Consider the following 24,156-nt stretch of genomic DNA (forward strand, 5'->3'; position numbering starts at 1 on the left):
GGCGCTGCCGTCCACGCCCGGATGCGCTCGCGCATCCGGGCCAGACAAGCACAGCGTCGGCGTGCCGACTACACGGATGTCAGCGCGCAGCGCTGCCATCCGTGTAGTCGGCGTCCTGCTGCTTCCACGCGAAGAGGGCGCGGAGCTCCTTGCCGGTGGCCTCGATCGGGTGCTGCTGCTCCTTCTCGCGGAGGGCGAGGAACTCGGTGGCGCCGTTGTCCTGGTCGTCGATGAAGCGCTGCGCGAACGCGCCCGACTGGATGTCGGAGAGCACGTCCTTCATGTGCGACTTGACCTCCGAGTCGATGACGCGGGGACCGGAGACGTAGTCGCCGTACTCGGCCGTGTCGGAGATCGACCAGCGCTGCTTGGCGATGCCGCCCTCCCACATGAGGTCGACGATGAGCTTCAGCTCGTGCAGCACCTCGAAGTAGGCGATCTGCGGCTGGTAGCCCGCCTCGACGAGGGTCTCGAAGCCGGCCTGCACCAGGTGGCTCATGCCACCGCAGAGCACGGCCTGCTCGCCGAACAGGTCGGTCTCGGTCTCCTCGGTGAAGGTGGTCTTGATGCCACCCGCACGCAGGCCGCCGATGGCCTTGGCGTAGGACCAGGCGAGGTCCCAGGCCTGGCCCGAGGCGTCGACCTCGACGGCGGCGATCACCGGGACGCCACGGCCGGCCTCGTACTCGCGGCGCACGGTGTGACCGGGGCCCTTGGGGGCGACCATGATCACGTCGATGCCCTCCGGGGCCTTGATGTAGCCGAAGCGGATGTTGAACCCGTGCGCGAAGAGGAGGGTCTTCCCGGCCGCGAGGTTGGGCTCGATCGACTCGGCGTAGATGCCGCGCTGGTGCTGGTCGGGCGCGAGGATGACGATGACGTCGGCCCAGGCGGTGGCGTCGGCCACGTTCTGCACGACGAAGCCGGCCTCCTCGGCCTTGGCGGTCGACTTCGACCCGTCCTTCAGCGCGATGTGGACCTCGACGCCCGAGTCGCGGAGGTTCTGAGCGTGGGCGTGGCCCTGCGAGCCGTAGCCGACCACGGCGACCTTCTTGCCCTGGATGAGCGACAGGTCGGCGTCGTTGTCGTAGAAGATCTCGGTCACTTGTTCTGTTCTCCTTGGTTGGATCCGGATGCTGAGGTCAGTTCTTGAAGACGCGCTCGGTGATGCTCTTGCCGCCGCGGCCGATGGCGAGGAGGCCGGACTGAGCGATCTCCTTGATGCCGTACGGCTCGACGACCTTGAGGAACGCGTTGATCTTGCCGGTGTCTCCGGTCACCTCGATGACGAGCGCGTCGGTCGAGACGTCGACGACTCGAGCACGGAAGAGGTTGACCGCCTCGATCACCTGCGACCGTGTGGTGTTGTCGACGCGCACCTTGACCAGCAGGTGCTCGCGGTGCACCGACTGCGAGGGATCGAGCTCGACGATCTTGATGACGTTGATCAGCTTGTTCAGCTGCTTGGTCACCTGCTCGAGCGGGGTGTCCTCGACGTCGACGACGACCGTGATGCGCGAGAGCCCGTCGATCTCGGAGCTGCCGACGGCGAGCGACTCGATGTTGAAGCCGCGACGGGCGAACAGGCCCGCCACACGCGTGAGGAGACCGGGCTTGTCCTCGACGAGGAGGCTCAGGACGTGGGTGCTCATGGTCTACTCCTCACCATCCCAGCTCGGCGCATGGTCTTTGGCGTACTGGATGTCGCTGTTCGACACGCCCTGCGGCACCATCGGCCACACCATCGCCTCGCGCGAGACGACGAAGTCAATCACCACGGGGCGGTCGTTCGTCTCGAGGGCGAGCTTGATCGCGGCGTCGACCTCCTCCTTCTTCGTGACCCGGATGCCCAGGGCGCCGTAGGCGTCGGCCATCTTCACGAAGTCGGGGACCATCACGGTGTCGTGGCCGGTGTTGAGGTCGGTGAACGAGAACCGTCCGTCGTAGAACAGGTTCTGCCACTGCCGCACCATGCCGAGCGACGAGTTGTTGATGATCGCGACCTTGATCGGGATCTTGTTGATCGTGCAGGTGGCCAGCTCCTGGTTGGTCATCTGGAAGCAGCCGTCGCCATCGATCGCCCACACCACGCGGTTGGGTTCGCCGACCTTCGCGCCCATGGCGGCCGGAACCGCGTAGCCCATCGTCCCGGCACCGCCGGAGTTCAGCCAGGCGTGCGGACGCTCGTACTTGATGAACTGCGCCGCCCACATCTGGTGCTGGCCGACGCCGGCGGCGTACACCGCCTCCGGTCCGGTGAGCTCGCCGATGCGCTGGACCACGTACTGCGGGGCGAGGAGTCCGTCGGACGGCTCGCTGTAGCCGAGCGGGTACTCGGCCTGCAGCGCGTGCAGACGCTCCCACCACTCGGTGAGGTCGAGGTCGGCGCCTCCCGACACGTCGGCCCAAGCGGCGAGCAGGTCGGAGAGCACCTCCTTGACGTCTCCCACGATCGGGACGTCGGCGGTGCGGATCTTGCCGATCTCAGCCGGGTCGATGTCGACGTGCACGACCTTGGCGCCGGGCGCGAAGTCGGCCGCGCGACCGGTCACGCGGTCGTCGAACCGGGCGCCGAGCGAGATGAGCAGGTCGCTCTCCTGCAGGGCGAGCACCGCGGGCACCGTGCCGTGCATGCCGGGCATGCCCAGGTGCTGCGGGTGGGAGTCGGGGAACGCGCCCCGCGCCATCAGCGTCGTGACGATCGGCGCCCCCGTCGCCTCCGCGAACGCGAGCAGCTCGGCCGACGCCTCGGCGCGGATGACGCCGCCGCCGACGTAGAGGACCGGACGGCGCGACTCGCTGAGCAGCTGCGCCGCGGCCTGGATCTGCTTGCCGTGCGCCTTGGTGATCGGCCGGTAGCCGGGCAGGTCGACCTTCGGCGGCCACACGAACGGGGCCGTGTTCTGCTGGGCGTCCTTGGTGATGTCGACGAGGACCGGGCCGGGACGGCCGGTCGTCGCGATCTGGTACGCGGCGGCGATGGCCGCCGGCACCTCCTCCGCGCGCTTGACCAGGAAGGCGTGCTTCGTGATCGGCATCGTGATGCCGACGATGTCGGCCTCCTGGAACGCGTCGGTGCCCATGAGGTGCGAGAACACCTGGCCCGTGATGGCGAGCAGGGGCACCGAGTCGAGGTAGGCGTCCGCGATCGCGGTGACGAGGTTCGTCGCTCCCGGCCCCGAGGTCGCGATGGCCACGCCGACCTCGCCGGTCGCGGCGGCGTAGCCCTCGGCCGCGTGGCCGGCGCCCTGCTCGTGCCGGACGAGGATGTGACGGATCGCATCCTGCTGCATGAGCTCGTCGTAGAAGGGGATGATCGCGCCGCCGGGGAGGCCGAAGACGTCCTTGACGCCGAGCAGCTCGAGGGTGCGGAGGACCGCGCCCGATCCGGTCAGGAGCTCCGGTCCGGTCGGCGCCGCAGGGGCCGGGATGGTCGCTCTCGGGGGCACGGGTGTGGGATCCGTGGACATGACTGTCTTTCTCCGTTGTGAAGCAGGTGGATGCGCGCAGCTACCCGGTGATCGCGCCTTCGGCTGCTGAATGCACGAGCTTCGAGTACTTCGCGAGGACGCCGCGGGTGTAGCGGGGAGGAAGAGGAGCCCAGCCTTCTCGGCGGGCCTCCAGCTCTGCGTCGTCGACAAGTAGGTCGATCGAGCGAGCTGCGATATCGACCCGAATCAGATCACCATCGCGTACGAAGGCGATCGGACCAGCGTCGACCGCTTCGGGAGCTATGTGGCCGATGCACAGGCCGGTTGTGCCGCCTGAGAATCGTCCGTCCGTCAAGAGTAGTACATCCTTGCCGAGGCCTGCACCCTTGATGGCGGCGGTGATGGCGAGCATCTCCCGCATGCCGGGGCCGCCCTTGGGGCCCTCGTAGCGGATCACGACGACGTCGCCGGCGTTGATCCGGCCCTCGGTGAGGGCGTCCATCGCGGCGCGCTCACGCTCGAACACGCGCGCGGGGCCCTCGAACACGTCGGCGTCGAAGCCGGCCGACTTCACGACCGCGCCCTCGGGGGCGAGCGAGCCGGTGAGGATGGTGAGACCGCCGCTCTTGTGGATCGGCTTGTCGAGGGGCTTCAGCACCTCGCCGTCGAGCGGGGCGATGTCCATCTCGGCGAGGTTCTCCTCGACCGTCTTGCCGGTGACGGTGAGCGCGTCGCCGTGGATGAGCCCCTCCTCGAGGAGCGCCTTCATCACGGCCGGCACGCCGCCGTGGCGGTCGACGTCGTTCATGACGTACTTGCCGAAGGGCTTGAGGTCGCCGATGTGGGGGACCTTGTCGCCGATGCGGTTGAAGTCGGCGAGCGTGAGGTCGACCTCGGCCTCGTTCGCGATCGCCAGCAGGTGCAGGACCAGGTTCGTGGAGCCGCCGAAGGCCATGCCGATGGCGATCGCGTTCTCGAGCGACTTCTTCGTGATGATGTCGCGGGTGGTGATGCCCTGGCGCAGCAGGTTGACGACGGCCTCACCCGAGCGGTGCGCGAAGTAGTCGCGGCGTCGGTCGGCGGACGCGGGGCTCGCCGAGCCCGGGAGGCTCATGCCCATCGCCTCGGCCGCGCTGGCCATCGTGTTCGCGGTGTACATGCCGCCGCACGAGCCCTCACCGGGGGCGAACGCGCACTCGATGCGCTTGGCATCCGCCTCGCTCATCTTGCCGGCCTTGACCGCGCCGACCGCCTCGAAGGAGTCGATGATCGTGATGTCCTTCTCCGTGCCGTCAGAGAGCTTCACCCAGCCGGGGGCGATGGAGCCGGAGTAGAGGAACACGCTCGAGAGGTCGAGCCGGGCCGCGGCCATGAGCATGCCCGGGAGCGACTTGTCGCATCCCGCCAGCAGGACGGAGCCGTCGAGGCGCTCGGCCATCATGACGGTCTCGACCGAGTCGGCGATGACCTCGCGGGAGACCAGCGAGAAGTGCATGCCCTCGTGGCCCATGGAGATGCCGTCGGAGACGGAGATGGTGCCGAACTGCAGCGGGTAGCCGCCTCCGGCGAACACGCCCTCCTTCGACGCCTGCGCGAGGCGGGCGAGCGAGAGGTTGCAGGGCGTGATCTCGTTCCACGAGCTCGCGATGCCGATCTGGGGCTTGTCCCAGTCCTCGTCGCCCATGCCGACCGCACGCAGCATCCCGCGCGAGGTGGTGGCTTCGATCCCATCGGTGACCACGCGCGAGCGCGGCTTCATATCGATTTCCGGCATGGTATGAGTTTAGGGCCGCGTCCGACATCGGCTGCACGCGGCGAGCACCGCCCCGCCGGAGGCCGTCACCTCGCGGCGCGCAGCGCGGCGAGGCGGGCGAGGAGGCCTGCGACCGCGGCCGGGTCGTCGACGCGGTACGCCGCCGCCGTCTCCCCCGGGCCGACCTTGAGGCCCAGGTCGCCCTCGCCCAGGACAGCGAACCCGTCCTCGTCCGTTACGTCGTCGCCGGCGAAGAGCACGCCGGTGGCCCCGGTCGACTCGCGCAGCGTCCGGAGCGAGTCGCCCTTGCTCGTCGCCTTCACGGCGAACTCGAGCACGCCCTTGCCCTCGCGCTCGGTGAGGCCGTCGATGCCCTCGACAGCGGATCGGGCCGCGGCGCGCGCGGCGGAGGCGGCCTCGTCCGACGCACGGCGGGTGTGCACGGCGAAGCCGGCGGGCTTGCCCTCGACCCAGACCCCGTCGTGATCGGCGACGGCCGACTCGAGGGCGCGGTGCAGCGCCTCGCGTCGTCCCCGCTCGTCGTCATCGAGCTCGACGTGGACGCCGTCGTCGTCCTTCACCTCGGCGCCGTGCGAGCCGACGAGGAGCACGTGCGCGGGCGACCCCGAGACGTGCTCGAGACTCGCCATCGACCGGCCCGAGACCAGGACGACCGTGGTGTCGGGCGCGGCGACGAGAGCCTGCAGCGCCTCGTCGGCCTCGGGGAGCGCTCGCGCCTCCTCGGGCCTCGGGACGATCGGCGAGAGGGTGCCGTCGAAGTCGAGGGCGATCAGGAGGCGCTCGGTGGCGGCGAGGCGCTCGAGCGCACGGTCCAGAGCGGCCGTGTCAATGGCGTCGGTGGTCACGAGCCCGCCTCCTCGGACGGATCCGTCGGATCCGTCGCCTCGTTGGCCGCCGGGAGCGCGAGGCTCGTGCTCGGCGCGGCCAGGGCGGCGAGGAACTCGGAGGACCAGCGCTCGACGTCGTTCTCGGTCACGCGCTTGCGCATGGCCCGCATCCGCCGCGATCGTTCGGCCCGCGGCATCCGCATGGCGGTGAGCATGGCCTCCTTGAGGCCCTCGATGTCGTGCGGGTTCACGCGCAGCGCGGTCTTGAGCTCGTCGGCGGCGCCGGCGAACTCGCTGAGCACGAGCACGCCGTCGTTGTCGAACCGACACGCGACGTACTCCTTGGCCACGAGGTTCATGCCGTCGCGGAGGGCGGTGACGAGCATCACGTCGGCGGCGAGGTAGAGCGCCACCATCTCCTCGCGCGGGTATCCGTGGTGGAGGTAGCTGATCGCGGTGTGGCTGAGCGTGGAGTAGTCGCCGTTGATGCGGCCGACCTGCAGCTCGATCTCGTCGCGGAGGCGCTGGTACGTGCGGACCCGCTCGCGGCTGGGCGAGGCCACCTGCACGAGCGTGACGTCCTCGACGTCGACGGCTCCGTCGGCCAGGAGCTCGCCGAACGCCTTCAGCCGGTGGCCGATGCCCTTCGTGTAGTCGAGCCGGTCGACGCCCAGCATGACGACGTCGGGGTTGCCGAGCCCCTCCCGGATCTCCTTCGCACGGGCCTGGATGTCGGGCCGCCGGGCGAGGTCCTCGTACGACTCGGCGTCGATCGAGATGGGGAAGGCACGGGCGACGACGGTACGCACGGGCTTGTTCGGGCGCACCGCGGAGATCCGGTGCTTCGCGCTGGCCAGCTCGCTGTCGTCGAGCGGCACGTCGATGACGGATCCCTTGGCCTGGTATCCCAGGAGGCGGCGGACCGCGCGCGAGAAGTTGCCCGCATCCGCCGTGCGCTGGAAGCCGATCACGTCGGCCCCCAGCAGCCCCTCGACGATCTGCGTGCGCCAGGGCAGCTGCGAGAAGATCCCGTACGCGGGGAAGGGGATGTGGTTGAAGAAGCCGATCGTGAGATCGGGTCGCGCCTGACGCAGCATGCGGGGCACCAGCTGCAGCTGGTAGTCCTGCACCCAGACCGTAGCGTCCTCCGCGGCGATCTCGGCCGCGCGCTCGGCGAACCGGCGGTTGACCGCGACGTACCTCTCCCACCACTCACGGTGGTACGCCGGCGGGGCGATCACGTCGTGGTAGAGCGGCCAGAGCGTGTCGTTGCTGAAGCCCTCGTAGTAGAGCTCCACGTCGTCGGCGCTCAGCGCCACCGGGATGATGTGGATGCCGTCGTGCTCGAACGGCTCGAGGTGGTCGTCGACCGACCCGGTCCAGCCCACCCAGGCGCCGTCCGCGGCCCGCATCACCGGCTCGAGAGCGGTGACGAGACCGCCCGGGGAGGTGCGGAACGACGGCTCGCCCTCCGGGGTCGTGATCCGGTCGACGGGGAGGCGGTTGGCCACCACGACGAAGTCGTAGGAGCCGTCGTCCGGGCTGTCGGTGGAGGGGCGGGATGGGGCGTCGTCGTCAGGCAAGAGGGTCCGTTCCGTGCTTCCGCAATCGGCGGCAACCCTACCAGGGGGCCATCACGGTAGCGTGGGAGGCAGGTTCGAGAGAGATGGTGGGCGACGTGCGCAAGTTCCTCTTCAACGGCAGCTTCCTGGCCGCGGTGTTCGGCGCCTGGTCGGTCGTGCAGACGACCCGCAAGGGTCCTCGCGACTGGCGTGTGATCCTGATGTGGGTCAGCTGGGGCATCAGCCTCGCGCTCGCCATCGGGAGCGTCCTGCAGGACGACGAGGAGGCCCGCGCCCTCGAGGACAAGTGACCGCCGCCGTCTGACGGCACGGGCATCCGCGTCAGCGGATCCGTCCGTCGCGTGAGCCGTCGGCAGCGTCTCGGCCCGCGGCGTCCCGACCGGAGCCCTCGAGGTCGGACGGGTCGATCCGAGCGGTCTGGATCGGGCCGGTGAAGAGGCTGGCGCGCCCCTCGGCACCGTCGTCGCCGTGGAACAGCCCGACCGCATCCGTGTCGGTGCGACGGTGCGCGGCCTCCACGTCGACCTCGGGCTCGAGGACGTTGACGCGGGTGCGCGGCAGCGACTGCGGGCTGCTGCGGTGCAGCCACGCCACCATCTCCTCGCGGATGTGGCAGCGCAGGTCGAACAGGGTGGGCGCGTCCACCGCGGTGACGAGGATGCGCACGCGCACGAAGCCCGCCGTCGCATCCGTCACCTGCAGGACGGAGACGCGGCCGTCCCAGAGGTCGGTGCGGCGGAGGATGCGCTCGAGCTCCTCGCGCATGAGCGCCGGCGTGACCCGCCAGTCGAGGTCGAACTCCACCGAGCCGAGCAGCTCGGAGTTGCGGCGGGTCCAGTTCTCGAAGGGCTTCGTCGTGAAGTAGGTGCTGGGGAGCACGAGGCGCCGGTCGTCCCAGATGTGCACGACGACGTAGGTGAGCGTGATCTCCTCGATCCGACCCCACTCCTTCTCGACGATGACCACGTCGTCGACCCGCAGCGCGTCGCTGAACGCGATCTGCATCCCCGCGAACACGTTCGCGAGGGTCGACTGAGCGGCGAGACCCGCGACGATCGAGACGAGCCCGGCCGACGCCAGCACGCTCGCGCCCGCCGCCCTCGCTCCCGGGAACGTGAGCAGGATCGCGCCGAGGGCGATCACCACGATGGCGGCGATGCCGAGGCGCCGGAGGATGAGCACCTGGGTGCGCGCGCGGCGTGCGACGCGGTTGTCACGACGGTCGATGCGATAGCGCTCGAGCGCGATGTCCTCGAAGAACATGAGCAGCGTGCAGGCGAACCACGCCCCCACCCCGATCGAGACGATGAGGAACCCCTGGTTCACCCCGTCGAGCAGGTCGGTCACGGGGAGGGTCGCGGCGACCGCGGTCCACAGCAGCAGCACGAGCAGGAAGAGCCGGAAGGGCACCCGCGAGCGCCGGATCAGGGCCTTCGGCCACTCCACGCGCTTCGCCGTGACCCGCAGGACGAGGGCCACCACGGCCGTGGCGACGAGGGCGAGGACGAGGGCAGCGGCGCAGGCGATGGCGAACGCGAGCCAGGTGCGGTCTCCGGTCATGTCTTCCTTCGCGGATCGGGGAGCCGCGCTCCGTCGGAGCGGAGCGCGACGACGGGCTGGACGAACAGACGAAATTCCAGCCTAATCAGCCTTTCGGCGACCGGCACGCGGCGTGTCCCGAACGGACAGAGGATGTTCAGGACCGACAATGGTCGGGAGGGTGGCGACGGCGGAAGGACTGCTCATGATCGGCTGGAGACGACGAGCACGGGCAGCGCGCGAGGCGGCGGTGAGCCGCGAGCGCCTCTACGAGCTGGTCAGCCAGACCCTCATGGAGAACTTCGGACCGCTGGGCTCGTTCGCGATCACGCGACGCAGCGGCGCCGACACCGACGACATCTTCCACACCGTGCTCGCCGCCTCGGTGGCGCGCGACATCGTCGTCAACCTCACCGAGCACAACATCGTGATGCAGCTCGACCCGACCGGGAAGGGCTCCGCGGCTCCCGCTCTCGCGCCGGTCGATCGTGTCCCGCTCCCCCGCCCCGTCGCGCACCTCGTCCCCGTCGACCTGCCTGCCGCAGGGTCCTCGCCCGCGGCCGCCGCCGATCCTCGCGACGACGACGCGCTGCGCGCCCTGGTCGCGCACCACGCCGAGGTCACCGAGGCTGCCGAGCGTCACCGCACCGAGACCGCCGGCTCCGCGTCCGCCTGAGCCTTCGCGGCGGCGCATCGCCGTCGCTCGTCACGGAATACGACGAAGCCCCCGCCTCTACGCGGGGGCTTCGCCGTTTCTCGTGACGAACGACGCGCTCCGCGCGCCGCAGACGAGCGTCAGCCGATCGGGGTCCAGGAGGAAGGGCCCTCGCTGCCGGCCGGGTACTCGTCGAGCGGCACGTCGTCGGCCTTCCAGGCCGCGATGACGGGCTCGAGGATGCGCCAGCCCTCCACCGCCGAGTCGCCACGGACGCTGAGCGAGGGGTCGCCGTCGAGGATGCCGGCGAGCACCTCGCGATAGGCCAGCAGCTGTCCGTCTCCGAACGTGGCCTCGAGGGAGGCCCGCTCGAGCTCGTACGGGTCGCCCGGGCCGTTGATGTCGATCTCGAGGGCCATCGTGTCGGGAGCCAGCATGATGCGCAGCACCGTCGGCGAGTTCTCGCCCTTGAGACCGACGGGGAGCCGCTGCGCGGGCTTGAACGTGATCACGATCTCGCGGCGTCGCCGTCCGAGCGCCTTGCCGGAGCGGAGCGTGATGGGCACCCCCATCCAGCGCCACGTCTGCACCTCGACGGTGACCTCCGCGAGCGTCTCCGTCTCGCGGGAGGGGTCGACGCCCTGCTCGTCGACGTAGCTCGGCAGGGATCGGCCGTCGATGGTCCCCGCGCTGTATCGAGCGCGGCGGCTCGAGGCCTCGGGGTCGTCGCCGTAGATGTGCGTCGCGCGGAGCACGAGCTCCTTGGCGTCGCGGAGGTCGTCGGACCCGAGCGTCGAGGGCGGCTCCATGGCCAGCACCGCCATCACCTGCAGCAGGTGGCTCTGGATCATGTCGACCATCGCGCCCGCCTTGTCGTAGTACCCCGCGCGCCCCTCGAGACCGAGCTGCTCATCGTAGACGATGTCGACGCTCGCGATGTGGTCGGAGCTCCACACGGGCTCGAAGATGCGGTTCGCGAAGCGCAGGCCCAGGATGTTGAACACCGTCGACCGGCCGAGGAAGTGGTCGACGCGGTGCACGTGGTTCTCGGGCACGATCTTCGCCAGCTCCGCGTTGAGCTTCTCGGCGCTGGCGACGTCGAGTCCGAACGGCTTCTCGAGCGCGAGGACGAGCCCGTCGGGTCGGTCGATCGACTGCAGCGTGGTCACGCAGGCGGCGGCGACCGCGGGCGGCAGGGCGAAGTAGATGGCGGGGACGCCATCGGACCGTCCCAGCAGGGAGGACAGCTGCTGCGCATCCGTCACGTCGGCCTTGACGTACGTGGTGCGCGCCAGGACGTCGTCGACCGCGGCACCCTTCGCGTCGACCGTGGCGAACGACTTCTTCACCAGGTCGCGCCAGTCGTCGTCGGTCCAGTCGTTGCCGCCCGCTCCGACGAGCGTGAGACGGCGCTCCGGCTGAGCGGTCAGGAGCTGGGCGAGGCCCGGCAGCAGGAGGCGTGCGGTGAGGTCTCCACTGGCTCCGAAGATGAACAGCGTCCCGACGTGTTGGCTCATGGTGCACACAGTACAGCCCGCGCGCATCCCTGCCAGGGAGGTTGCTCGACCCTGGTGAAGACGTCGCTCGGTGGCGCCTGTGCACTTGCTGTGCGAGCGGCGCTCGGCCGGGAACGACGGGGGAAGAGAACAGGGGCGGCCACCCGAAGGCCGCCCCTGTTCGAGACCCGCTGCCGGACCCGACGCACCGGAACTGACGAGTGGACCGGTGAGATGTCGTCGAGCACTGCAGCGGATCGGTCGGCGCCGGTTGGCGCCGCTGTCACCACCACGATTGTGCGCTGCGGCGGTCGCCGAGCGTTATGAGTACTTCCTACTCCCCCGTTCGGCGCCCTCGCGGACGTTCGAGTACGGGTTCTCGGCGCTCAGCGCACCGAGCTCGGCCGCCAGCTCCCGTCGGCTCGCGATGCCGAGCTTGCGGTAGATGCGGGCGAGGTGGTTGTCGACCGTGCGCACCGAGATGCCGTACTCGGCGGCGAGCTCGGCGCTCGTGCGCAGGGACGCCGCCCCCGAGGCGAGCTGCCACTCGCGGTCGGTCAGCGGTGTCATCCGCGGCTGGGTGTCGGTGCGCCGCGGGGTGATCGCCACGCCGGTCCGCACCGTCCAGGCATCGGCCAGGCGCGTCGCCTCGCTCTGCAGCGCGCGATCCTTCGTCGTCTCGGCGCACCAGCGGGCGGCATCGATGGCCGGCCCCAGCAGACCGGCGTCGGCGAGGTCCTTCGCCACCGGCAGCGTGTCGCCCCGGGCCAGGACCACGCGGACGTGCGCCAGCTGCGTGGGGAAGGCGTGCTGCGCCCGCGTGAGGTGCGGGAGCATGACGCTCGCGCCGACCACCGGCTCGATCCGCACCCCCTCGTAGGCGCAGAGCGCGCCGAGGTAGAGCTGTCCCCGGTCGACGGCCTCGGAGACGACGGTGGCGAGCGCTCGCACGGCGAAGCCCGGCCGGCCCGCCGCCGCCGTCACCCACGCTCGCGCCAGCTGGGCGTAGAGGGCGGCCTTGGGGTCCGCGATCGTGTCGGCCGGATGGCGGTCGAGCCAGCGACGCGCCACCGCGAACCGCCCCGTCCGAGCGGCGAGAGCGGCGTGCACGGCCTCGGCCGTCGGCAGCAGCCCCGCGATGTCGCGCCACAGCAGGTCGCGCCGGGCGTCGACGATCAGCTTCCACCCGCGGGCCGGGCATCCGGCGTGCAGCTCGACGATGGCCAGCACGAACTCCCACATGCCCCGCGCGCTGGGGTTGGCCGCGTCGGCCGCGGCGAGCTCCTCGCGAGCCTGCGTCCGCGCCCCTGCCACGTCGCCGCCGAACGCGCGAGCGAGCACGTCGCTCAGGGTGAGCAGGTCGCGGGCGTTCGGGAGCACGTCGGCGAAGCGCTCGGCCTCGCGCAGCCCCCGCACCGTCGCCGTCCGGGCCGCCTCGAGACTGCCTCCCGTCGTCTGGATCATCGCGGTCATGATGAGCAGGTTCAGGTCACCGGGCGACTCGACGGACTGCAGGACGGGCAGCTCGTCGACGCTCTCCGGAAGCCCCTCCCCGGCCATCAGGCGCCACTTCACGAGGTCGGGATCGACGAACGCCCGCCACCGGGCATCGTGGATGCGGGTGAGGATCTCCTCCACCCGGCGCACCGCTGTCGCCGGTTGGAGGAGTCGGAACGCGAGGTGGTTCCCCTCGGCCTGCGCCAGGCGGGCGAAGAACTCCTGGGAGGGCCCCTGGGCGCCCTCCTCCGCCGCCTCGGAGGCGGTCGCCCAGGCGTCGGCGAACCACTCCGTCGCCTCGGCGATCCGTCCGATCTGCGAGGCGGCCTGTGCTCGGATCGCCTGGCCGGAGGCGCGGAGGGCCGCGTCGCCGTCGCTCTGGAGCACGGCGTGCTCGCCCAGCGTCAGCGCCGTGCCGTACCGCTGAGCGCGCAGCTCGCCGCGGGCCAGCAGGTCGAGCTCGCGAGGATCGACGGGGATGCCCGCCCGCAGCCGCAGGAGCGTGTGACGCACACGATGCGCCGGTGATCCGCTCAGCATGTCGGCACCGGCCGCGCAGTAGTCGTAGCGGCGGAGCGGGGAGACGTCCATGAGGACGACCGGCTCGAGCATCGGGTGGGCGAGGGCGACCCAGCGCCTGCCCTCCTCCTCGTACGACCTCACGAGTCCGAGCTGCTCGGCGTCGGCGGCGGATCGGGAGGAGGCCCCGGGCTCGCCCGCGAGCTCCAGCGGAAGGGGCCCGCAGACCGCCAGGAGGGAGAGCAGGTCGAGTACCGGCTCAGGTGCGGCGAAGGGATCGACCGGCAGCGCGTCGATGATCGCGCGCGACAGGGCGAGCCGGTCGGTGAGCGAGCCGTGCGCATCCGGCGGCAGGGGCGCGTCGCGCACGGCCTCGGCGAGCGCGACGAGGATGCGCGTACTGCCGTCGGCCAGACGGACGATCTCCTCGACCGTGTGCGGATGCGGCGACGCGCCGAGCAGGTTCGACACGACGAGCCGCTGGTCGGCGTCGTCGAGCGGCGCGAGCCGGAGGTGGAGCCCCTCCGCGGGGTGGGTGGCGGGGCCCGCGGCACCGGCCGGCCGGACCGCGGGGGCGGTCGTGCCGCCGGCGGGGCCGGCCGGGTGGCTGTGGGGGCCCGCCTCCTCGACGGTGGACGTGACGACCGACACGTCGCCGGATCGCACGAGTTGGGCCACGACCCCGACCGACGCCTCGTCGAGCAGGTGGGCGTCGTCGACGAACACGACGGCCCCACCACCGAGCGCGCGATGGAGCCCCACGAGCACGCCCTCCGAGGCGGGATCGATGTCGAGCTCGGCGAGCAGCGGAGCGAGGGCCCCGAGCGGCAGCGACGCGAGGGCCCTGTCGCCGGCGACCCAGTAGGTGGGCGTCGCTGCCCCCATCCGCTCCCGGATCGCGCGGAGCACGGCGGTGCGGCCGGTTCCCCGCGGCCCGGTGATGGTCACGGCGAGGTCGGGATCGGCGGCGATCGCGTGGACGACCTGGTCGATCTGGCGCGTGCGGCCGACGAGGGTCTCGGCCGTCTCGTCGCGCCGCGTGGTGATGCTGGTGGTCTCGGGCATGTGGATGCTCATCGCTCTCTCGTCATCCGGGCGCGCGCGGCGAAGGCCCCGTGCTTGCGCCCTGTTCTCGGATCAGGTAGGCGCCGACCGCTGGGTGGATGCGGCCGAACCTCTCGATGTTTCCCCCTGTGAGTAGTGCTCGGGTTATGAGCAGTTTCTACTCACGCGCGCGCCCGAGACGGACTTTGCGTAGTCGAAGCCGCGGAAGTACGTAGTCGGTGTCCGTCTACCTCATCGGGTGGCGCGCTGATCCGCATGGGCAGGATGTGGGCACACGCCCGCCGGCGATGAACGACGAAGGCCCCGATCCATACCGGACCGGGGCCTTCGTTCAGTGGTGCACCCCCAGGGACTTGAACCCTGAACCCACTGATTAAGAGTCAGTTGCTCTGCCGATTGAGCTAGAGGTGCATCGGCCCGACCGAGCGGGCCAGTCGTCAACGATAGCATGCTCCGCGCGGTGCTCGCGACACGGGATACTGGGTGCATGACCGACACGACCACGCGCCTCGCCGCGGGCGATCTCGCTCCCGACTTCACGCTCACCGATCAGGACGGCGACGACGTGTCGCTCCACGATCTGCGCGGCCAGAAGGTCGTCGTCTACTTCTACCCCGCGGCCGGGACTCCGGGATGCACCACCGAGACGTGCGACTTCCGCGACAACCTGGGCTCGCTGAAGAGCGCCGGCTACACCGTGCTCGGCGTCTCGAAGGACGGCGTCGCCAAGCTCAAGGCGTGGCACGACGAGGAGTCGCTCACCTTCCCGCTGCTCTCCGACGAGGGGCTCGAGGTGCACAAGGCCTACGGCGCCTACGGCGAGAAGTCGCTCTACGGCAAGACCGTCACCGGCGTGATCCGCTCGACCTTCGTGGTCGACGAGGAGGGCCGGCTCACGCAGGCGCTCTACAACGTGAAGGCCACGGGGCACGTGGCGTCGCTCCGCAAGAAGCTCGGCATCGACTGAGCCGCCGCCTCGCGCATCCGGAGCGGATCGGATGCGCGGAGCGCCTCTCAGCGGAGCGCCTTCTCAGCGACGCGCCGCCGCGAGGGAGGCGCGGGTGAAGAGCAGGATGACGGCGAGCACCGCCGGGACGAGCAGGAACCAGCCGATGCTCGGCGATCCGATGATGCCCTGGAACGCGGCGATCGCGGCGACCACCTGGAAGATCTGCCAGACGAGCGTCGCGGACCTGGTCCACACCTGCATCCGGAACGTGCCGATCGCCACGAACACGAGGAACAGCGCGGCGATCGCGGCGAGCACGAGGATCGCGACGGCGGTGACGAGGTACTCGGGCTGCGCCACGGCGGTCTCGATGCCCAGCCAGACGACGAGACCCACCATGACCAGGGCTTCTACCGACACGATGATGCCGAGCGCGGTCACCGAGGCGGGTCGGCGGAGGGTGCCCGCATCCGCCTCGTCGCCTGGATTTCGCTGATCGTTCACGCCGTCAACCCCGCCCGTTCTCCACAAAAAATCCTTGATTTTGCACAAACCAGTATGCAACGATGGCTTGTCGATGTTGCTCACAGCGGCGTGAGCGGGTGCAGTCTCCTCTGATTGCAGCGTCCACTGTGCCGTCGACAGATCACCCGAAATCACGTCGATCGCAGCGATCGATTCTTCCTGTTATCTAAGGAGCCCCCGCATGGATTGGCGCGACAAAGCCGCCTGCCTCACCGCTGACCCCGAGCTGTTCTTCCCCGTCGGGAACACCGGACCCGCCGTCGACCAGATCGACAAGGCCAAGAGCGTCTGCGCGCGTTGCTCCGTCACCGAGATCTGCCTCCAGTACGCCCTCGAGACCGGCCAGGACTCGGGCGTCTGGGGAGGCCTCTCCGAGGACGAGCGCCGCGCCCTCAAGCGCCGCGCCGCCCGCGCCCGCCGCGCCTCCTGACCCCCGCGCCTCGCGCGCCCCGCTCCCCCTCGCGCCCTGACGCCTCGCGCTCAGGGCGCGAGCCCTTTCCGGGCGCCTTCTCCGCCCCCACCCGCCGCGCGCCAACTCCGGAATTCCGCCCCCCACCTGCGCCAACTCCGGACCTCCACCGGCGTGTCCCGCCAAATCTCCGGAATTGGCCCAGCCCCAACGCCCGGCCCCGACTGCAGCGGCAAGCACCAGCACATCCGGCCACGCACTGCCCGCCGCGCGCTAACTCCGGAATTCCGCCCCCATCGGTGCCAACTCCGGACTTCCACCGGCGTGTCCCGCCGAATCTCCGGAATTGGCCCAGCCCCGGCGCCCCGCCCCGACGGACAGCAGCAAGCACCAGCCGTCCAGCCGCGCACCCACCCACCGCGCGCTAACTCCGGAGTTCCGCCCCCATCTGCGCCAACTCCGGACTTCCCCCGGCGTGTCCCGCCGAATCTCCGGAGTTGGCCCAGCACGGATGCGCGCGAAGGCGCCCGCAGAACCGCACTACCCGCAGACCGAACGCCGAGGCGCGAAGCGCGAGGCGTCCTCCCCCACCCGAGCGCAGGATCGACGCGAGGTGGGCCGGGGGTGGGATGTCCTGCCGCCGAATATCGGGGCAGGGGCCCCCGCTGATTCGGCGGCAGGACATCCCACCCCCGGCCCACCGACCCCCGGAGGACTTAGCGCTTCTTCAACCAGCGGAACGGCACCTCGATCGTGACGACGGTGCCGCTGCCGACCATGGTGTGCCAGTCGATCGTCCCGCCGAGCTCGCCCTGGATGAGGGTGCGCACGATCTGGGTGCCGAGCCCGGAGCCGACCTTGCCCTCGGGCAGTCCGGTCCCGGTGTCGCGCACCTCGACGGTGAGGAGGTCGTCGGACCGGGTCGCCTTGATCTCGACCTCGCCCTCCTGGCCGGCCAGACCGTGCTCCACGGCGTTGGTGACGAGCTCGGTGAGGGCGAGCGCGAGCGGTGTGGCGTACTCGCTGGGGAGCACGCCGAAGCTGCCGGTCGACTTCGGATGCACGGTGGTGTTGTGCGCGGAGGCCACCTCGGCGACGAGGAGGAGCACCCGGTCGAACACGGTGTCGAAGTCGACGCGCTGGTTGAGTCCCTCGGAGAGGGTATCGTGCACGACGGCGATCGCCGCGACGCGCCGCATCGCCTGGTTGAGGGCCTCGCGCGCCTCGTCGGAGTGGGTCCGGCGGGCCTGGATGCGCAGCAGCGAGGCCACGGTCTGCAGGTTGTTCTTGACGCGGTGGTGGATCTCGCGGATCGTCGCATCCTTGGTGATGAGCTCGCGCTCCTGGTGCCGCAGCTCGGTGACGTCGCGGCTGAGGACGATCGCCCCGAACCGGTGCCCGCGTGTGCGCAACGGGATGGCACGCAGCGACACCGTGACGCCTCGCGCCTCGATCTCGGTGCGCCAGGGCGCGCGTCCGGTGACGACGAGAGGGAGCGACTCGTCGACGACGAGGCGTCCCGCCAGCAGCGCCGTGGTCACCTCGGCGAGCGACTCGCCCTCGAGCTCGCCCGCGAAGCCCATGCGGTTGAAGGCGGAGAGTCCGTTGGGGCTCGCGAAGGTGACGATGCCGTCGACGTCGAGGCGGATGAGGCCGTCGGATGCACGCGGAGCGCCCCGACGCGGCCCCGTCGGCGCTCCGAGGTCGGGGAAGTCTCCCGCTGCGATCATCGCGAAGAGGTCGTTGGCGCACTCGTTGAACGTCAGCTCCTGGCGGCTGGGGGTGCGCGCCTCGCTGAGGTTGGTGTGCCGCGTGATGACGGCGATGGGCCGCTCGGACGTCGTCTGCTCGGAGACGGAGAGGCGACGCATCACCGGGATCGCGCGGACGCGGGTGGGTGTCTCCTCATACCAGTCGGGGGCCGCGGTGTCGACGATCCGTGCGCTCTCGAACGCGTCGGTGACCTGCTTGCGCCACTCCGGCTTGATCGTCTGCCCGACGAAGTCGCGGTAGAACAGCGTCGCGGAGCCGGACGGACGGGCGTGTGCGACGGCGATGAACGTGCCGTCGACGGTGGGGACCCAGAGCACGATGTCGGCGAACGCGAGGTCGGCGAGGAGCTGGCAGTCGCTGACGACGAGGTGGAGCCACTCGATGTCGGCGTCGGTCGAGCTGCCGTGCGCGGAGACGAGATCGCTGAGGGTGGACACGACTCCTAGCCTACGGCGTGCCACTGGGGCGGTCGTGTGCCCGGCGCCCCGCGCGGGGGCACCGCCGGCCTCGGCGCCGGCGGCCCGGCAGAGAGATCGGCCCCCGCGATCAGACGCCTTGAGCAACGTGATCACGGGGGCCTTTCCAGCCTGCTGAGACGATCGGTAGGTCGGGGGAACGGGCATCTCAGCAGGTGGTCCTGGGGGTGTTGCAGAGACAGTTCACCACTGACGCGCCCGGCTGCGTTATGAGCAATTGCCACTCAACCTGCACAGCGACGACCCCCTCTCCACAGGGCACAAACGCTTCTGGACACTGGCGCGAGCGACCTGATTGAGTAACCACCGCCGCAGGGTGAGCAGGGGATGCTCATCCCGCGTCGGTAGGGCGGGACGATGAGGGGGTGGGTCGTCGCACGCATCCCGACCGAACGGCCGCGCCCTGCGCGGCCCGAGCAGAGGAAGCCGCCTGATGACCGTGCCACCCGTCGTGGAGCTCGCCTGTCCCACCCCGACCGCCGACGACGACGTCACCCTGACCGACGACCTCGTCCGGCCTCCCTCACGCGGCGAGGAGGACGGCCAGGAGGACTCTGCTCCCCCGGACGCACGCGTCTTCGCCCAGAACATGGCGCGGTGCGTTGTCGAGGTGCTGGCGGGAACGCGCGCGCTCGATCAACTCGCCCGCTGGCTCAGCGACGACGTCTACGAGCATCTGCTGCTCCGCGACGCGCTGGGGCGACGCGGGAGGGCGGCCCGCGGGGAGGCGCCCGCACGGCTGGCCCTCACGATGGGCAGCACGGTGCTGAGCGAACCGTCGACGGGCATCGTGGATGCGGTGGTCATCATCCACGGGCGCGCTCGGTCACGAGCCGTGGCGCTGCGCCTCGAATGGTCGCGGTCGCGCTGGCGCGCCACCGCCGTGCACGTCCTCTGAACGGCGCTCAGGCGGCCGTAGCCGAGCACCACGGCCGTAGCCGAGCGCAGGACGCAGCCCGCGAGCGGCCGCAGCCGAGCGGCGCCCGTAGAGGGAGGAGGGCTAGCCCTTCTTCTTGCCCTGCGCGCGGCGCTGGGCGCGGTTGTTCGCCGCGGGAGCCGGCTGTCCGCCGCCCGGGCGCTGTCCGAAGGCGCCACGCTGACCGCCGCCCTGCGCACCGCCCTTCGCCGCCTGACCCTTGCCCGAGCCAGAGCCCGAGCCGGACCCCGAGGCTCCGCCCTGGCCGCCCGACCTCGGTGCCGGAGCACCGCCGCCCTGCGGCTCCGACTTCGCGAACGCGGAGGCGACGGGCGCGGAGCGCTCCTCCGCCTCGCGAGCGCGCGCCGTGGCGGCCTGCTCGACCTGGCCGCGCTGGTTGCGCACCTCCACGCCGCCCGAGTCGCTGGGCGCCGAGTAGCTGAGCTTCTCGGTCCCGGCCGTCTGCGGGGCGAGCCCCTTGGCCTCGACGGTCGGCGCCTCGACGCCCGCGGGGGCGGCGTTGACCTCGACCTCGAGGTTGAACAGGAAGCCGACCGACTCCTCGCGGATCTGGCCCATCATGGACTGGAACAGCGCGTATCCCTCGCGCTGGTACTCCACGAGCGGGTCGCGCTGGGCCATCGCGCGCAGGCCGATGCCGTCCTTCAGGTAGTCCATCTCGTAGAGGTGGTCGCGCCAGCGGCGGTCGATCACCGAGAGCACGACGCGGCGCTCGAGCTCGCGCATGGCGGTCTCGCCGAGCGTCTCCTCGCGCTTCTGGTACGCGATGCGCGCATCCGACAGCACCTCGCGGGCGATGAAGTCGCGGTTGATCTTGCCCTTGCTGCCCGCCTCGGCGACGACCTCGTCGACCGTGATCGAGATCGGGTAGAGGGTCTTCAGCTCGGCCCAGAGCGCGTCGAAGTCCCAGTCGTCGCCGTTGCCGGAGCCGGCGTGGTCGGTGATGATGTCGTCGATCACCGTCTCGAGGAACTTCTGGGCGCGGTCCTGGAGGTTGTCTCCCTCGAGGATGTGCTTGCGGTCGCTGTAGATCGCCTCGCGCTGACGGTTGAGGACGTCGTCGTACTTGAGGACGTTCTTCCGGATCTCGGCGTTGCGGCTCTCGACCTGCGACTGGGCGCTGCGGATGGCGCGCGAGACGACCTTCGACTCGATCGCCAGGTCGTCGGGCACCGAGCCTCGCCCCATCAGCGCCTCGGCGGCACCCGCGTTGAACAGGCGCATGAGGTCGTCGGTGAGGGAGAGGTAGAAGCGACTCTCGCCCGGGTCGCCCTGACGGCCGGATCGACCGCGCAGCTGGTTGTCGATGCGCCGCGACTCGTGGCGCTCGGTGCCGAGGACGTAGAGACCGCCGGCCGCGATGACCTTCTCGGCCTCCTCGGCGACCTCCGCCTTGACCTTGTCGAAGACCTCGTCCCACTGCGCCTCGTACTCCTCCGGGTTCTCGGAGGCGTTGAGACCGCGGGCGTGCATCTCGGACACGGCGAGGAACTCGGCGTTGCCGCCGAGCATGATGTCGGTGCCTCGACCGGCCATGTTCGTGGCGACGGTGACGGAGCCGAGTCGACCGGCCTGAGCGACGATCGCCGCCTCACGCGCGTGGTTCTTCGCGTTCAGCACCTCGTGCCGGACGCCGCGCTTGGCGAGCAGGCGCGAGAGGTACTCGCTCTTCTCGACGCTCGTCGTGCCGACGAGGACCGGCTGCCCCTTCTCGTGGCGCTCGACGATGTCCTCCACGACCTGGTCGAACTTCGCCTGCTCGTTCTTGTAGACGAGGTCGGGCTGGTCGATGCGCTGCATCGGCTTGTTCGTGGGGATCGGGACCACGCCGAGCTTGTACGTGCTCATGAACTCGGCGGCCTCGGTCTCGGCCGTACCGGTCATGCCGGAGAGCTTGTCGTAGAGGCGGAAGTAGTTCTGCAGGGTCACGGTGGCCAGGGTCTGGTTCTCGGCCTTGACCTGCACGCCCTCCTTGGCCTCGATGGCCTGGTGGATGCCCTCGTTGTAGCGACGCCCGGCCAGGATGCGACCGGTGTGCTCGTCGACGATCAGCACCTCGCCGTTGAGGACGACGTAGTCCTTGTCCTTCTTGAACAGCGCACGCGCCTTGATCGCGTTGTTGAGGAAGGAGATGAGCGGGGTGTTCGCCGACTCGTAGAGGTTGTCGATGCCGAGGTAGTCCTCGACCTTCTCGATGCCGGGCTCGAGCACGCCGACCGTGCGCTTCTTCTCGTCGACCTCGTAGTCGACCTCGGGCTTCAGCTTGGTGGCGATGGTGGCGAACTCGTTGAACCAACGGTTCGCCTCGCCCGACGCCGGCCCGGAGATGATGAGCGGGGTCCGGGCCTCGTCGATCAGGATGGAGTCGACCTCGTCGACGATGGCGAAGTAGTGGCCGCGCTGCACCATGTCGGAGGCCTGCCAGGCCATGTTGTCGCGGAGGTAGTCGAAGCCGAACTCGTTGTTCGTGCCGTAGGTGATGTCGGCGGCGTACTGCTCGCGGCGCTCGGCGGGCGTCTGCCCGGCGAGGATGACGCCGGTCGTCATGCCGAGGGCACGGAAGACGCGACCCATCAGCTCGCTCTGGTAGCTGGCGAGGTAGTCGTTCACCGTGACGATGTGCACGCCCTTGCCGGCGATGGCGTTGAGGTAGGCCGCCGTGGTGGCCACGAGGGTCTTCCCCTCACCGGTCTTCATCTCGGCGATGTTGCCGAGGTGGAGGGCCGCGCCACCCATGAGCTGCACGTCGAAGTGCCGGAGGCCGAGGGTGCGGACCGACGCCTCGCGCACCGCGGCGAAGGCCTCGGGCAGGAGGTGGTCGAGCGACTCGCCCGCCTCGTGGCGCACGCGCAGCTGCGTCGTCTCCTCGCGGAGCTCCTCGTCGGTCAGCGACTTGAAGTCGTCCTCCAGCGCGTTGATCGCCTTCGCGTACGCCTGGAGTCGGCGGAGGGTGCGCCCTTCGCCGACGCGGAGGACTTTTTCGAGAACTGAGGCCACGGAGCTTCTCCCACTGCGATCGTCGCTCGGCTGGCGAGCATCGCGGAACATACTACTTGCTCACGCCTGGACGTGGCCGGTGTGAGCGCAGGATGCGCAGTGGGAGAAGCCCTCGGCCGTCAGCGGGTGGCCGCGGCGACCCGCTTGATGCCCTCGCTCGCGGGCAGCGGTGTGGCGTCGGCGTTCTCGTCGAGATGGATCACGCCGTAGTTCCAGCCCTTGCGCCGGTACACGACGCTCGGCTGCATGGTGCCCGAGTCGACGAAGAGGTAGAAGTCGTGGCCCACGAGCTCCATCCGGTACAGGGCGTCGTCCACCGTCATCGGCACGGCGGGGAACACCTTCTCGCGGATGACCACGGGGCTGTAGTCGTCCGTCGCCTCGGCCGGCTCGTCGCCGGACGGCTCCGAGGCCGCGTTCGTGCCGTTCAGGACCCCGGCGTCGACCGGCTCGAGGGCGACCGCGCTGAACCCGCCCGTCGCCACCTCGTGGAGGGATGCGGGCCGATGCTGACCGCGGTGCACCTTCTTGCGGTCCTTCGCCCGGCGGATGCGCTCCATCAGCTTCCCGATGGCCAGGTCAAAGGCGGCGTACTTGTCGGATGCGGCGCTCTCAGCGCGCACCAGCGGCCCGGGGCCGATCAGGGTGAGCTCGACCCGGTCGTCGCCGGACGACGCCATCTGGCTGCCCGTATGGTGGCGGCAGACCCGGATCTCGAGGGCGAGGGCCCGGTCGGCGAGATGAGCGACCTTCTCGGCCTTCTCGGTGGCGTACTCGCGGAACCGATCCGTGATTCCCACGTTCCGTCCGATGATGTTCACGTCCATGGAGACCTCCTAGCCGTCTGAGCCGCGAGGTCCTCGCCGTCAAGTGCGAGTCCCTTCGCGCCTTGTGTGCCGACCAACCTATCCGGGTGCGGACGGAATGTCACTGATCGTCCGCCGAGTGGTGGCCAGGCGTTTCCGAAGTGGTCTGCAGGCGGCGTTCGGCGTGCGCGAGACAGGCCGCGGCGACCACCTGACCGCCCGCCGCGACGACGGCCCGCGCGGCCTCGGTGAGGGTCGCGCCGGTCGTCACGACGTCGTCGACGAGGACGAATCGACCGCCCCGGGCCCCGACCGCTCTCATCGCGCCGGAGACGTTCGCCCGCCTCTCCTCGCGCCCCAGATCGGCCTGGTCCCCGACCCGCCGGGTGAGCTCGAGACGGGTGCTCGACGTGGCTCGGAGCCCCGCGCTCTGCAGCAGCCGGGCCACCGGCGCGTACCCCCGCCGACGGAGCGCGGGCCTCGACGCGGGGACGACCAGCAGGCCCGGCGGCTCCCCACCGGCGGCGACCGCGGGCCAGAGCTCGACGATCGACGCCCGCAGCGCGGGCGCGAGGGCGCGCGCCAGATCGACGCGCCCCGCATCCTTGTACCGGCGGAGGGCCGCCGCGACCGCGCCCTCGTACCGCAGGGCGGCGGTCACCCCTGGCGCCTCCGCCGGAAGGCCGTCGACGGCGGCCGGCTGCGGCGTCATCGAGGCCCGGCAGCGAGGACAGAGCGCGAGACCCGGCTGCCCGCATCCGCCGCAGTCGACGGGGAGGAGCACGGCGAGCGCGTCGCGGACGGTCGCGACCAGAGCGGACGGGAGATCGGACATCCCCCGATCATGGCCGCGGCCGCCGGGGCGTGCGTCGCCGAGGCCAGCGCGGTGGAGAGGACG

Annotated in this window: 19 protein-coding genes and 1 tRNA gene; 5 read left to right on the forward strand and 15 right to left on the reverse strand. The window is 70.5% G+C overall.

The features are described from left to right. Positions 1 to 79: 79 nt before the first annotated feature. From ilvC to otsA, 6 genes are all read right to left on the reverse strand, one after another. Positions 80 to 1,105: a ketol-acid reductoisomerase gene (gene ilvC / locus IEX69_RS05535; RefSeq protein ID WP_085020086.1), complete on the reverse strand. Its 1,026-nt coding sequence runs from the start codon at positions 1,103 to 1,105 to the stop codon at positions 80 to 82. Between the two features lie 37 nt (positions 1,106 to 1,142). After that, entirely contained in the window at positions 1,143 to 1,652 is a 510-nt protein-coding gene (gene ilvN, locus IEX69_RS05540) for an acetolactate synthase small subunit (protein ID WP_085020087.1), read from the reverse strand. Positions 1,653 to 1,655: 3 nt separating this feature from the next. After that, positions 1,656 to 3,470 (reverse strand): acetolactate synthase large subunit, encoded by a 1,815-nt coding sequence (locus IEX69_RS05545; protein WP_085020088.1) that lies wholly within the window; start codon positions 3,468 to 3,470, stop codon positions 1,656 to 1,658. A gap of 40 nt (positions 3,471 to 3,510) precedes the next feature. Continuing rightward, entirely contained in the window at positions 3,511 to 5,205 is a 1,695-nt protein-coding gene (ilvD, locus tag IEX69_RS05550; RefSeq protein ID WP_085020089.1) for a dihydroxy-acid dehydratase, read from the reverse strand. A gap of 65 nt (positions 5,206 to 5,270) precedes the next feature. Then, on the reverse strand, positions 5,271 to 6,050 hold the full coding sequence (gene otsB / locus IEX69_RS05555) for a trehalose-phosphatase (protein ID WP_085020090.1): 780 nt from the start codon (positions 6,048 to 6,050) through the stop codon (positions 5,271 to 5,273). Next, the gene (otsA, locus tag IEX69_RS05560) at positions 6,047 to 7,615 is read right to left on the reverse strand and encodes an alpha,alpha-trehalose-phosphate synthase (UDP-forming) (RefSeq protein WP_229756240.1); all 1,569 of its coding nucleotides are present in this window, start codon (positions 7,613 to 7,615) and stop codon (positions 6,047 to 6,049) included. The genes otsB and otsA overlap by 4 nt, the downstream gene beginning before the upstream one ends. Before the next feature lie 95 nt (positions 7,616 to 7,710). Here otsA and IEX69_RS05565 point away from each other — a divergent pair, with 95 nt between their 5' ends. Then, on the forward strand, positions 7,711 to 7,905 hold the full coding sequence (locus tag IEX69_RS05565) for a hypothetical protein (protein WP_085021500.1): 195 nt from the start codon (positions 7,711 to 7,713) through the stop codon (positions 7,903 to 7,905). Positions 7,906 to 7,936: 31 nt separating this feature from the next. Here the strand turns inward: IEX69_RS05565 and IEX69_RS05570 are convergent, their stop codons facing one another. Beyond that, on the reverse strand, positions 7,937 to 9,175 hold the full coding sequence (locus tag IEX69_RS05570; protein ID WP_085020091.1) for a mechanosensitive ion channel family protein: 1,239 nt from the start codon (positions 9,173 to 9,175) through the stop codon (positions 7,937 to 7,939). 160 nt (positions 9,176 to 9,335) lie between these two features. On the opposite strand from IEX69_RS05570, the gene IEX69_RS05575 reads away from it, so the two are divergent. Next, positions 9,336 to 9,830 carry a hypothetical protein gene (locus IEX69_RS05575; RefSeq protein ID WP_157127206.1) on the forward strand — a complete coding sequence of 165 codons (495 nt, stop codon included), beginning with the start codon at positions 9,336 to 9,338 and terminating at the stop codon, positions 9,828 to 9,830. Positions 9,831 to 9,949: 119 nt separating this feature from the next. On the opposite strand, the gene IEX69_RS05580 is transcribed toward IEX69_RS05575, so the two are convergent. From IEX69_RS05580 to IEX69_RS05590, 3 genes are all read right to left on the reverse strand, one after another. Continuing rightward, positions 9,950 to 11,326 carry a glucose-6-phosphate dehydrogenase gene (locus tag IEX69_RS05580; RefSeq protein WP_085020093.1) on the reverse strand — a complete coding sequence of 459 codons (1,377 nt, stop codon included), beginning with the start codon at positions 11,324 to 11,326 and terminating at the stop codon, positions 9,950 to 9,952. Positions 11,327 to 11,626: 300 nt separating this feature from the next. After that, complete coding sequence (locus IEX69_RS05585) at positions 11,627 to 14,398, reverse strand: helix-turn-helix transcriptional regulator (protein ID WP_085020094.1); 2,772 nt, start codon at positions 14,396 to 14,398, stop codon at positions 11,627 to 11,629. A 323-nt stretch (positions 14,399 to 14,721) separates the two neighbouring features. Next, a tRNA-Lys gene (locus IEX69_RS05590) sits at positions 14,722 to 14,797 on the reverse strand. Between the two features lie 76 nt (positions 14,798 to 14,873). Here IEX69_RS05590 and bcp point away from each other — a divergent pair. Next, positions 14,874 to 15,353: a thioredoxin-dependent thiol peroxidase gene (bcp, locus tag IEX69_RS05595; RefSeq protein ID WP_085020095.1), complete on the forward strand. Its 480-nt coding sequence runs from the start codon at positions 14,874 to 14,876 to the stop codon at positions 15,351 to 15,353. A gap of 63 nt (positions 15,354 to 15,416) precedes the next feature. Here bcp and IEX69_RS05600 read toward each other — a convergent pair whose 3' ends face one another. Next, positions 15,417 to 15,839, reverse strand: a complete 423-nt coding sequence (locus IEX69_RS05600) for a hypothetical protein (protein ID WP_157127208.1) — start codon at positions 15,837 to 15,839, stop codon at positions 15,417 to 15,419. A gap of 202 nt (positions 15,840 to 16,041) precedes the next feature. Here IEX69_RS05600 and IEX69_RS05605 point away from each other — a divergent pair, with 202 nt between their 5' ends. Continuing rightward, entirely contained in the window at positions 16,042 to 16,290 is a 249-nt protein-coding gene (locus IEX69_RS05605) for a WhiB family transcriptional regulator (RefSeq protein ID WP_085020097.1), read from the forward strand. Between the two features lie 695 nt (positions 16,291 to 16,985). Here IEX69_RS05605 and IEX69_RS05610 read toward each other — a convergent pair. After that, positions 16,986 to 18,479 (reverse strand): sensor histidine kinase, encoded by a 1,494-nt coding sequence (locus tag IEX69_RS05610; protein WP_085020098.1) that lies wholly within the window; start codon positions 18,477 to 18,479, stop codon positions 16,986 to 16,988. A 472-nt stretch (positions 18,480 to 18,951) separates the two neighbouring features. Between IEX69_RS05610 and IEX69_RS05615 the strand changes: the two genes are divergently transcribed. Next, positions 18,952 to 19,416 (forward strand): Rv3235 family protein, encoded by a 465-nt coding sequence (locus tag IEX69_RS05615; RefSeq protein WP_085020099.1) that lies wholly within the window; start codon positions 18,952 to 18,954, stop codon positions 19,414 to 19,416. 102 nt (positions 19,417 to 19,518) lie between these two features. On the opposite strand, the gene secA is transcribed toward IEX69_RS05615, so the two are convergent. The 3 genes from secA to IEX69_RS05630 form a co-directional block, all read right to left on the reverse strand. Continuing rightward, positions 19,519 to 22,452: a preprotein translocase subunit SecA gene (secA, locus tag IEX69_RS05620; RefSeq protein WP_085020100.1), complete on the reverse strand. Its 2,934-nt coding sequence runs from the start codon at positions 22,450 to 22,452 to the stop codon at positions 19,519 to 19,521. Positions 22,453 to 22,571: 119 nt separating this feature from the next. Beyond that, complete coding sequence (hpf, locus tag IEX69_RS05625; RefSeq protein WP_085020101.1) at positions 22,572 to 23,279, reverse strand: ribosome hibernation-promoting factor, HPF/YfiA family; 708 nt, start codon at positions 23,277 to 23,279, stop codon at positions 22,572 to 22,574. A 100-nt stretch (positions 23,280 to 23,379) separates the two neighbouring features. Next, positions 23,380 to 24,093, reverse strand: coding sequence for a ComF family protein (locus IEX69_RS05630; protein ID WP_085020102.1), 714 nt, complete (start codon positions 24,091 to 24,093; stop codon positions 23,380 to 23,382). Positions 24,094 to 24,156: the final 63 nt, after the last annotated feature.

The organism is Cnuibacter physcomitrellae (assembly GCF_014640535.1).
GTDB classification, from domain to species: Bacteria; Actinomycetota; Actinomycetes; order Actinomycetales; family Microbacteriaceae; genus Cnuibacter; species Cnuibacter physcomitrellae.